Source organism: Pseudomonas sp. 2995-1 (genome assembly GCF_002742505.1).
GTDB lineage: Bacteria > Pseudomonadota > Gammaproteobacteria > Pseudomonadales > Pseudomonadaceae > Aquipseudomonas > Aquipseudomonas sivasensis.
On record NZ_LJSA01000431.1, the window covers coordinates 1 to 413 of the forward strand.

The following is a 413-nucleotide window of genomic DNA, read 5'->3' on the forward strand; positions in this document are numbered from 1 at the left end:
CCGGTGATCACAAGATGAACATGATCAGGTTTATTTTTAACTACATCTATTACTTCCTGAATTGGTAAAACATCATCAATTGGAAATTGGTTAATTGCTAGGGCATTATTCAATTCATCTAGTATGACTAAATCATACTCCCCACTCATCACGGCTTCCCGTGTACGAGGCCACCCTTTTCTCAAAGCCTCTCTATGTTCTTCTGGAGTTTTTGTCCATGTAAAGCCAATTCCAAGTTGAATCATATCCACTCCTAGTTTTTCCAATGCAATTTTTTCTCCATAGGATCTCTCAGGGGATTTTATAAATTGGAATATTTTCACGTTAAAATCTCTACCTATCGCCCTTAAAGCTAGTCCTAATGCAGACGTTGTTTTTCCCTTTCCATTTCCTGTATAGACTAAGGTTAATCC

1 protein-coding gene is annotated in these 413 nt (G+C 37.5%); it reads right to left on the minus strand.

The window, feature by feature from the left end; translation table 11 throughout:
- Positions 1-413: cob(I)yrinic acid a,c-diamide adenosyltransferase (locus AOA61_RS21900; protein ID WP_099602712.1), on the minus strand; the 413-nt coding region annotated here is incomplete at both ends.